Origin of the sequence: Nonomuraea sp. NPDC023979 (assembly GCF_040639085.1) — a bacterium.
Lineage (GTDB): Bacteria > Actinomycetota > Actinomycetes > Streptosporangiales > Streptosporangiaceae > Nonomuraea > Nonomuraea ceibae.
Window position 1 is genome coordinate 34,407 of record NZ_JBEZZG010000001.1, and the last position, 9,370, is coordinate 43,776.

General features: G+C 70.1%; 12 protein-coding genes. 5 read left to right on the forward strand and 7 right to left on the reverse strand.

From position 1 onward, the window contains the following. Positions 1-17: 17 nt before the first annotated feature. Together AB0G11_RS00230 and AB0G11_RS00235 are read right to left on the reverse strand one after the other, a co-directional pair. Complete coding sequence (locus AB0G11_RS00230; protein ID WP_357582925.1) at positions 18-581, reverse strand: DUF6461 domain-containing protein; 564 nt, start codon at positions 579-581, stop codon at positions 18-20. Positions 582-600: 19 nt separating this feature from the next. After that, entirely contained in the window at positions 601-1,572 is a 972-nt protein-coding gene (locus AB0G11_RS00235; RefSeq protein ID WP_357582927.1) for a WYL domain-containing protein, read from the reverse strand. A 124-nt stretch (positions 1,573-1,696) separates the two neighbouring features. On the opposite strand from AB0G11_RS00235, the gene AB0G11_RS00240 reads away from it, so the two are divergent. Next, positions 1,697-2,647, forward strand: a complete 951-nt coding sequence (locus AB0G11_RS00240; protein WP_357582929.1) for an alpha/beta hydrolase — start codon at positions 1,697-1,699, stop codon at positions 2,645-2,647. A 45-nt stretch (positions 2,648-2,692) separates the two neighbouring features. On the opposite strand, the gene AB0G11_RS00245 is transcribed toward AB0G11_RS00240, so the two are convergent. The 4 genes from AB0G11_RS00245 to AB0G11_RS00260 are packed head-to-tail and all read right to left on the reverse strand — an operon-like array spanning position 2,693 to position 4,666. After that, a complete protein-coding gene (locus AB0G11_RS00245; protein WP_357582931.1) occupies positions 2,693-2,881 on the reverse strand; it encodes an antitoxin in 189 nt (62 codons plus the stop codon). Between the two features lie 26 nt (positions 2,882-2,907). Next, on the reverse strand, positions 2,908-3,291 hold the full coding sequence (locus tag AB0G11_RS00250; protein WP_357582933.1) for a hypothetical protein: 384 nt from the start codon (positions 3,289-3,291) through the stop codon (positions 2,908-2,910). After that, the gene (locus tag AB0G11_RS00255; protein WP_357582935.1) at positions 3,288-3,908 is read right to left on the reverse strand and encodes a hypothetical protein; all 621 of its coding nucleotides are present in this window, start codon (positions 3,906-3,908) and stop codon (positions 3,288-3,290) included. Before AB0G11_RS00255 ends, AB0G11_RS00250 begins: the two co-directional genes overlap by 4 nt. Then, positions 3,908-4,666: a hypothetical protein gene (locus AB0G11_RS00260; protein WP_357582937.1), complete on the reverse strand. Its 759-nt coding sequence runs from the start codon at positions 4,664-4,666 to the stop codon at positions 3,908-3,910. The genes AB0G11_RS00255 and AB0G11_RS00260 overlap by 1 nt, the downstream gene beginning before the upstream one ends. Before the next feature lie 425 nt (positions 4,667-5,091). Here AB0G11_RS00260 and AB0G11_RS00265 point away from each other — a divergent pair, with 425 nt between their 5' ends. The 3 genes from AB0G11_RS00265 to AB0G11_RS00275 all read left to right on the forward strand — a co-directional run bounded on the left by AB0G11_RS00265 (position 5,092) and on the right by AB0G11_RS00275 (position 8,083). Then, on the forward strand, positions 5,092-5,823 hold the full coding sequence (locus AB0G11_RS00265; RefSeq protein ID WP_357582939.1) for a BTAD domain-containing putative transcriptional regulator: 732 nt from the start codon (positions 5,092-5,094) through the stop codon (positions 5,821-5,823). A 61-nt stretch (positions 5,824-5,884) separates the two neighbouring features. Further along, a complete protein-coding gene (locus tag AB0G11_RS00270) occupies positions 5,885-7,051 on the forward strand; it encodes an MFS transporter (RefSeq protein ID WP_308125719.1) in 1,167 nt (388 codons plus the stop codon). Between the two features lie 96 nt (positions 7,052-7,147). Then, positions 7,148-8,083, forward strand: coding sequence for a type II CAAX endopeptidase family protein (locus AB0G11_RS00275; RefSeq protein ID WP_357582941.1), 936 nt, complete (start codon positions 7,148-7,150; stop codon positions 8,081-8,083). Here AB0G11_RS00275 and AB0G11_RS00280 read toward each other — a convergent pair. Continuing rightward, positions 8,052-8,855, reverse strand: a complete 804-nt coding sequence (locus AB0G11_RS00280) for an LLM class flavin-dependent oxidoreductase (protein ID WP_357582943.1) — start codon at positions 8,853-8,855, stop codon at positions 8,052-8,054. The genes AB0G11_RS00275 and AB0G11_RS00280 overlap by 32 nt on opposite strands. A 36-nt stretch (positions 8,856-8,891) precedes the next feature. Here AB0G11_RS00280 and AB0G11_RS00285 point away from each other — a divergent pair, with 36 nt between their 5' ends. Next, positions 8,892-9,365, forward strand: coding sequence for a GNAT family N-acetyltransferase (locus AB0G11_RS00285; protein ID WP_357582945.1), 474 nt, complete (start codon positions 8,892-8,894; stop codon positions 9,363-9,365). The last annotated feature ends 5 nt before the right edge of the window (positions 9,366-9,370 follow it).

Genomic DNA, 9,370 nt, shown 5'->3' on the forward strand with positions numbered 1-9,370 from the left:
GCGGCCGGGGTCCGGCGTCACGTTCCGGGGATGGCGCCCCACAGGAATGTGGAACCTTTCAACAATTCCTCTGTCAGCCTGATCCCGGTCAGGTGCTCGACGAGAAGGAAAGCCGGCCCCTTGTAGAGGTCGGGAAACGACGGGTAGAGCCGGTCGATTTCGGCCATCGTCTCCACGAGCTCGTCCGGTGTTCCGGTCGGATCATTCACATCGGCTCCGTGGCAGAACCTGATCTCGCCGTCCTCGCACCAGTAAAAGTAGTCCAGGCCCTTCAGGCTGAGTGCGGCCTGGGAGACGAGGCGGGTGTCTCGGGAAAGCTCGGCGATCAGGTCTTCGTCGATGACGAGCCAGTACGAGTCGAAGATGAACGTCCAATCCCCGATGGCGGTGACGCCGAGAGGATCCCCCGGGCGTGGATATTCATCCGGGCCGCCGGGGAAGGGGCCGGGCGTGAAGTGCTCCCATTGGCCGCCGAGGCGGGCAATCACCTGTTCAGGCGCGGCACGGACGTAGATGAAGCTGTAGCACTCCCCGGCGTATTCGTCGCAGAGCCACGAGACGTCGAGAGGTCGCAGGGTCATGGCGTCATGCTGTCAGCCGCTACCGACAGGGCCGGGGGGGCAAGCAGGCGTATCGCTCGACGAGTGCGTTGCCGATCGCGGCCAGGTGGTCCCGCACGCCCGGAGGGCCGGTCACCTCGAGCCATTCGGTCAGCCCGGCGAGCTCGACGGCGAGCGCGTACTCGTTGTTGCCGCGGATCACGACCTCGATGCGGCCGTCCACCGTGGGCCCTCCGACCTGGAGCCGACCGCCGAGCAGCGCCCGCAGCAGCCCTATCCCCTGGGGCGCGCATACCGCCTGGGTCTCCAGGGGCGTTCGCCTGCGGTCGATCTCGTCGGCGATCGCGCGCCAGCTCTCGGCCAGGTCGAAGCCCGGGGGCCGGTGCACGGGATCGTCGGTCGGGTCGGCGGAGGAAACGCGGTCGATCCGGAAGCTCCGCAGGCCGGTCTCGGTGTCGCAGACGAGGTACCACGACGGGCCTTTGGCGACGATGCCCAGCGGGTGGACGGTTCTCTCGGTTTCGGCGCCTTCGCGGTCGACGTAGCCGAGCCGCACCTGGACGCCGCGGATCACCGCGTCCTGGAGCTCGTCGAGGAAGCGAGGCGGCGGGTGCTCGACCCGGCTCGACCCCCATCGTTCCGGGTCCCTGGCCAAGGAGGTCGCCGCCGTCTCGGCCTGCGCCCGGAACGGCTCCGGCAGGGCACGGACGAGCTTGCGCAGAGCCGCTTTCACGGCCGGCGTCGTCGCGGCGGCCGGGCCGGCGACCAGGAACAGGGCGCGGGCCTCACTCTCGGTCAACCCGGACAGGTCGGTACGGGCGCCGCCCACAAGACGCCAGCCGCCGCCTCGGCCCTGCGTGGAGTAAACGGGTACCCCGGCCATGGCCAGGGCGTCGAGGTCGCGGCGGGCGGTGCGTTCGGAGACCTCCAACTCTCGGGCGACCTCTGCCGCCGTCACCTGCTCGCGTCGTTGCAGCAAGAGGAGGATGGCCACCAGCCGGTCAGTTCGCACGCCGACGACACTTTCACAGGAAACCGGTCATGAGGTGACCGGTTTCGCTCGCAAGATGGGGACGTGGCCTCACCGAGAGTCCCACTACGACGTCTGATCACTCGAAGAGACGAGAGGAAAAGAAATGTTCGACCCTGCCGATTTCCCCGAACCCGTCATGGTTTCCGTCAACGACGTACAGCTCGAAGTCTTCGAAGCGGGACAGCAGAACGCGGGAAAGCCCATCGTGCTCTGCCACGGCTGGCCGGAGCACGCCTTTTCCTGGCGCTATCAGATGCCCGCCCTTGTCGCAGCGGGCTACCACGTCATCGTTCCGAACCAGCGCGGTTACGGCAACTCGTCCCGCCCGGCCGAAGTAACGGACTATGACATCGAGCACCTGTCGGGTGACCTGGTCGCACTGCTCGATCACTACGGATACGAAGACGCGACTTTCGTCGGCCATGACTGGGGGGCGATCGTCGTCTGGGGGCTGACCTTGTTGCATCCGGACCGGGTGAGCAAGGTGATCAACCTGAGCGTGCCCTACCTCGACCGTGGAGAGAAGCCCTGGGTCGAGTTCATCGAGGACGCGCTCGGCAGCGACTTCTACTACGTCCACTTCAATCGGCATCCCGGCGTCGCGGACGCCGTGTTCGACGAGAATGTCCACCGGTTCCTCCGCAACATGTACCGCAAGAACGAGCCTCCCAGGGAGCCGCAGCCGGGCATGGCGTTGATCAATCTCGCACGAGAGGAAACGCCACGTGGTGAGCCCTTGATGAGTGAGAGGGAGCTGGCCGTGTTCGTCTCCGCCTTCGAGACGTCAGGGTTCACGGGCGGGATCAACTGGTACCGGAATGCTGATCGTAACTGGCACCTGCTGGCGGACGTGGAGCCGATCATCCGGCAGCCCGCCCTCATGATCTACGGCGACCGGGATGTGGTCCCGAAATCCGACAAGCTGGCGGAGTTCGTGCCCGACGTGGAAGTGGTCAACCTGGACTGCGGCCATTGGATCCAGCAAGAGAAGCCGGAAGAAACGACCCGGGCGATTCTGGAATGGCTGGAGAAGCAGGCCGGCCAGAACGGGTGAGGCGCCCGGCGGTTCTCGCCGGGCGCCTCCGAACCTGTTCAGAGGTTATGCGTCGTCGTCAGCTCCGTCGAAGGTGCGTTTGACCTCCTCCAGTCCCTTGGTGATCTGCTCGTCGTACTTGTGGCCGGTGTCGTCCTCGACGAACTCCTCGGCCCGCTTGAGGATCTCCGCCGATTCGGCGGGGTGTTCCTTGGCCACTTCTTCGGCCTTCTTGATCCAGTCCCTGATTCCCATGCGTGTTTCTCCTCGCGGTTCGGTGGTCATTGCTGGAGCGCCCAGGCGCCGGTTCTGTCGACGCGGTAGTTGCCTCCTCCCTGGGCCACGACCGCCTGGGCGGCCGGGTAGTTCGTGGCGCAGTAGTCCAGGAATCGCTGGCGGTCGTTCGACGACAGCGACTGCGCCGTGAAGAAGGCGATGATGCGGGTGCCGGCGGCGTTGGGCACCGCGTTGAACAGGGACGGCAGGTTGATGGCCTGGAATCCGCCGGACCCGTGATAGCCGCGGACGTTCTGATACTGGCCGTGGGCCTGGTTCCAGAGGACGACCACGGAGACGCAGTCGCCCATCGGGCCGGTGATGACCGTGTTGTCCCCGGCCGGCAGGTCCTGGGCCGGGTCGGGCGTGGATCTCTGTTGCAGAATCATCGGGCTTTCCCTTCTGGTCGCAGCGGGATGACCGCTGCCTTTCTCATCGGCGCGACCTTGGCGGCCAGCGCCTGGCTGAACGCGGTGGTGAACACCATCCGGTTCATCGCCGCCGATCCGGTGAACTGGGCGAGCGTGCCCGCCTCGGTGAGCGGGGCCCACGGGTATCCCGAAGCCGGCTCGGCCGGGGTGAGCTCGCTGTAGTCGTACGCGAGCACCGGGACGCCGCTGTCGAGCCTGGCGATCATCAGCAGGCCGGGCGGAGCCTTCCACGCCTGGTGGGCCGCCGGGCCGGCCCCTTCCAGCGCGGTGACGAGCTCGTCGACGAGCGCGCCGGGCGCGAGCTTGGCCAGCTCCCCGGTGATGGACGTCAGGGGCGCGCTCCCGGCGGCGAGCTGGGCGCTGTGCGTGGCGATGTCGGTGCTGGTCCAGCCGATGTTGCCGAGCGCCTGGCGCAGCGCGTCGGCGTAGCCGCCGGCGTCGGACGCCACGGTCTGCGCTGCCACGTGCCTGGCCAGCAGGACCGAGTTGACCACGTCGTCGCCCTGCTGCGCGGTGAGAGCGCCGTCCAGCAGCAGGAACGCGCCGTCGACCAGCAGCGCCGTCGTGGCGTTCACTAGCTCCCCAGCGACGGCAGGTTGGCGATGTAGCTGCTCGCGTGACTGCTCATCTTGTCCGTCACGGCCTGCCGTACCGTGGCGTAAAGGGTGTCGTTCAGGACGAGCGTGGTCTGGCCCTGCTGGATGTGCACGGACGTGGACGAGTACGACATCCACAGGAACTTGGTGGCCGTCTCGTCGCCGGTGAAGTGGAAGGCGGACAGCTTGACGGCCACGTTGTTGTTGGTCTCGGTGGCCAGGCCGATCGAGAAGCTGCCGTTGTTCTCGCTGGTGGACTGGCTGTGATAGAGCTGCCACGGCGCCCCGTCGGCGTTGGCGGACGACTTGAGCGCGTCCAGCGCCGCCTTGACGATCTCCAGCTCGGGCGCGGTGACCAGTGAGGTCATGATCTCCAGCACCACCTTGTCGATCTCGACGGTGGCGGTCTGCGCGGTGTAGTTGCCGAAGTTGACCGATTGGCCGGTGTAGCCGATGTTGGTCAGCACCTCGACCACCTTGTGGTAGTAGCCGAGCGGGTCGGTCTCCGCGTTGGCACCTCCGGCGGTGGCGGCGAGCTGGGCCAGGCCGAACGAGTTCAGCAGGTCGTCCTTGTGCTGCGGTGAGACGTTCGCGGTGAACGCCACCATCGAGTTGCCGACGACCGAGGCGCTCTCGCCGGCGCTCTGCGTCGGCGGTTCGGCCGCCATCGCGGCCTGCGGCCTCGGCCGGGGCGGCGGCAGCTTCAGTGCGCTGATGATGCCTGGGTTGATGCTCATGATTCCTCCTGGAATCGGAGTGGGTTGGTGACCCTCAGTGAAGCCCGGCGGCCGTTTCCGCCACGGCGGCGAACCCTGACGCCGGCGCGACCTGGCCGCATGCGATCGTGGCGGGCGCGTCACCGCCGCGCGGGCGCGAGCACACCGGCGTGGCACGGGCTCGCAACGCCGCCGTGTTCGCCGGTGCCGCCGGTGGAGCTCCCGGACCGGTAACGCGGGGTTCACGGCCGATGGGCGTGACTGGACCGCTTCCGCCGGAGCACGGGATCGGCACCCGCGGCGGAGCCCGCCGCACGCGATCACGACGGGCGCGTGCGGGTGACGGTACGAGCGCGGCGCGTGAACGTGGTCATGACTTTCTGCCAGGTGTTCCGCATATGCCTGGATACGCTCATCCGGGGTGATTCCAGGGGGAGGATGCGAGTGTGGCGACGTCAAAGGGGGAGCTGCGACTCCTGGGGCCGTTCCGGCTGCGGTGGGACGGGCGCACGCTGCACCTGCCCCACGGGGTGGCGAGGATGATCGCGGCGCTGGCGATCATCGGGCCGATGTCGCGCTCGCAGACGGCCGGGCTGCTCTGGCCCGGCGGGACCGAGCAGCAGGCGCTGGCCAACCTCCGGACCACCCTGTCGAGGATGGCCAGGCGGACGCGTGACGTCGTCGAGTGCGACGGCGACATCCTGTGCCTGGTGGAGGGCACGCGGGTGGACGTCGAGATGCTGACCCGCTGGATCAACGACACCATCTACGGCGTCGGCGCGTCCGTCGGGGAGCCTGCCGGGCCGCCCGCCGACGTGGACCGGCCGCTGCTGGCCGACTGGGCCGACGACTGGGTCGTGGAGCGCCGCGACCGGCTGCGCACGCTCACCGCCCAGGCGTTGCAGAGCGCCGCCGCCCGGCTGCTCAGCCTGGGCAGGCCCGCCGAGGCCCTGCCGTACGGGCTGGCGGCGGTGCAGACCGAGCCGTGGTCGGAGAGCGCGAACCGCATCCTCATGGAGATCCACGCCCGGCGCGGCGACCCCAGCAGCGCGCTGCGGCAGTACGAGAAGTTCAGCCGGATCCTGCTGCGGGACCTCGGCGTGCGCCCGGCGCCGGACCTCGTCGCGGTGATCCGACAGCTCTACCCCTTCGGCACCGGCCGGGTGGAGACCGTCTGACGACTGGTCGCGTCCGAAAGGCGCCGGTACGCAGGGGTTCTCGCCTGTTTGGCTGTACGCCGTGTCAACCATCACCCGCACCCCACTGGTCAGCCGGCTCGCGGTCGTCACGATCATGCTGGGCATCTTCGCCATCGTCACCAGCGAGATCCTGCCGATCGGGCTGCTGAGCGCCATCGGGGCCGACTTCGGCGTCTCCGACGGCGTCGCGGGGCTGACGATGGCCCTGCCCGGCGTCGTCGCCGCGGTCGCCGCGCCTGTCGTCACGCTGACCACCGCCCGGCTCGACCGGCGCGCGATGCTGTGCGCGCTCATGGCGCTGCTCGCCGTGGCCGACGTGCTGGCCGCGGCGGCGACCTCGTACGAGATCATGCTGGTGTCCAGGGTGCTCGTCGGCGTCACGATCGGCGGCTTCTGGTCCATCGGGGCGGGGCTGGCTGGGCGGCTGGTGCCGCCGCACGCCGTCGGCGCCGCCACCGCCGTGATCTTCTCCGCCGTGCCGCTGGGGTCGGTGCTCGGCGTCCCGGCAGGGACGTTCATCGGGGACCTCGCCGGGTGGCGGACCGCCTTCGTCGTGCTGGCCGTGCTCGCGCTCGCGGTGCTGGGCGGACTGGTCGTGCTGCTGCCGCCGCTGCCCGCCGATCAGGTCACCAGCCTGCGCGCCCTGCTGGACCTGCTGCGCACCCGGGCTGCCGCGATCGCGCTGGTGGCGACGTTCCTCATCGTCCTCGCCCATTTCGGTACGTACACGTACGTCACGCCCTTCCTGGAGGACGTCACGGGGCTGGGACCGGCCGCCGTCAGCGCCGTGCTCCTCGCGTACGGCGTCGCGGGGATCGCCGGGAACTTCCTCGCGGGCCGGGCCGCCCGATGGCGGGTCGCGTTCGTGACCTGCGGCGGGCTGATCGCGCTCGCCACCCTGCTCCTGCCCGTGGCGGGAGGCGGCGCCGTCGCCGCCGTGGGGCTGCTCGTCGTCTGGGGGCTCGCGTACGGGGGCGTGCCCGTCTGCTCGCAGGCGTCGTTCCTCGCCGCCGCGCCGCACGCGCCCGAAGCCGCCACCGTCGTCTTCACCGCCTCCTTCCAGGCGACCTTCGCCCTCGGCGCGTTCCTGGGCGGCCGGGTCGTCGACGCCTCCTCCGTCTCCACCGTCATGGTCTGCGGCGGGGTGGTCGCGCTGCTCATGGCGGGGGTGCTGGCGGCCGTCCGGCCCCGCCGCGCATACCCCTAGCTGTACCTCCGCTGGGGTGCACGCGGGAGAGACCGGACGGGGTTCCGGCTGATGTCCTGAACCGTGTCCTCGTACGAGCGTTCCACGGAGAATGACATGGCAGTCAACAGCCGGCCGGCTGTCGAAGAGAGTCCCGACCAGCAGACCGGATTGCGGGGATTCATCCGCCGCCGTCCGCTCGTCAGCTTCTTCGTCCTGGCCAACCTGATGAGCTGGATCGCCTGGACGCCCTACGTGCTCTCGGCGACCGGGCTGGGAGTGCTCGACTTCACGTTCCCCTCGGTGCTCGGCACCACGCAGTTCACGGGCGTGCTCCCCGGCGCCTACCTCGGCCCGATCTTCGCCGCGTACCTGGTCACCAGGATCGCCGACGGCAGGGAAGGCGTCCGGCGCTGGCTCGGGCGGATGACGAAGTGGCGGGTGAGCTGGGTCTGGTACGCCGGCACCGCCGTCGGCGTGCCCGCCGTGCTCGTGCTGACCGGCGCCGCCCTGTCCGAGGAACCCGTCCGCATGCCGCCCGTCGCCCTGCTCGTGGCGTACGTCCCGGGCCTGCTGCTCCAGATGGTCACCACCGGGCTGGCCGAGGAGCCCGGCTGGCGGGACTTCGCCCTGGCGCGCATGCAGCGCAGGTTCGGGCCACTGGCCGGCACCCTCGTCCTCGGGCCGCTCTGGGGCCTGTGGCACCTGCCGCTGTACCTGAGCGAGTGGGGCGGCTGGCCGGACGTCACCTGGATGCGGATCGGCGAGTTCTTCGCCTTCTGCTGCGTGTTCAGCGTGGTCGTCACCTGGGTGTTCAACCGCACCGGCCAGAGCCTGCCGCTGGTCATGCTGCTGCACGTGGGCGTCAACAACTTCATGTCGATGGCCTACGCGGAGCTGTTCCCGTCGATCGCCTCGCCCGAGCAGGCGTCGCGCGTCACCCTCCTCGCGGGCACCACGGCGGCCCTCGTCGTCCTGGCCGCCACGCGGGGCCGGCTCGGCTACAGCCCCGAGGAGCCGGCTACGGCGGACCCGAGCGGACGCGCCGCATGAGCTGGTCGAAGTCGCCGCGGCGGCCGTGCAGGTGCTCCAGCCACCAGGTCGCGCCCGCGTCGGCGTAGGGCGTCACCGAGGCGCCCGGCTCGCTGACGCCGATGAGCGCCACGTCGAACGGCCCGTCCGCCACGCGGTGGCGGCGGAGCTCGGCGACCTGGGCGGCCAGCTCGACGGGGGACAGCGTCATGCGGCCCTCCTCGTCGTCGCCCGCCACGACCCAGCCGTCCCAGCGGGCCGCCCGGCGCAGGGCGGCCGGCGCCGTGCCGCCGATCCACACCGGCACCCGGGGCCGCTGCACCGGCAGGGGCGCCAGCCGTACGCCGTCGACCGTGTAGCGGGCGCCCCGGTGACGCACCTCGTCGCCGGACCAGAGCGCGGAGATCACGTCGAGCGCCTCGTCCAGCACCGCCCCGCCGGGCCGGGGCGCGCCGAAGGCGGTGAACTCGCCGGGGACCCCGCCCAGCCCGGCGCCCAGGATCGCCCGCCCGCCGCTCAGCCGGTCGAACGTCGCCACCGTGTGCGCCAGCACCTCCGGCCGGTGCCGGGCGACGGCCGTCACCGCCGTGCCCAGCCTGACGCGGGACGTCGCCGCGGCCGCGGCCGAGAGCGCCACCCACGGGTCGGCCGAAGGCATGCCCCAGGCGAAGGCCAGGTGGTCCCACACCAGCACGGCGTCCCAGCCGGCGGCCTCGGCCTCGCGGGCCAGGGCCACCAGCCGCGACGGCTCCGCGAGGTCACCGAGGATCGCGACGTCGATGCCATAGCGCATGCTCCCCATCCAACCACCAGGCATATCGTTCAGCACATGACGAAAGATCTTCGAGCCGTACGTATCACCCTCGCCAACATCGACACGGCGCTGACCGTGAAGGTCCGCCCCGACCAGGAGCGCTTCGTCTCGCCGGTGGCCAAGTCGCTGGCCGAGGCGTACGTCCAGCCGGACGTCGCCTGGCCGCGCCTCATCCTCGACGGCGACCAGCCCGTCGGCTTCCTCATGGCCTTCATCGACATCGACTGGGACGGCAAGGGCGTCGACTTCCGGTCCGGCCTGTGGCGCCTCAACGTCGTCCCCGAGGCGCAGGGGCGCGGCGTCGGCAGCTTCGCCGTCGCCACGGTGGCCGCCGAGCTCAAGCGGCGCGGCAGCACCCACATGTACGTGACCTGGGAACCGGAGGACGGGGGACCCGAGGGCTTCTACCGCAGGCTCGGGTTCGAGCTCACCGGTGAGGAGAGCGGAGGCCAGACCGTCGGCGTCCTGGATCTGACACATCCCGGGTGAAACCA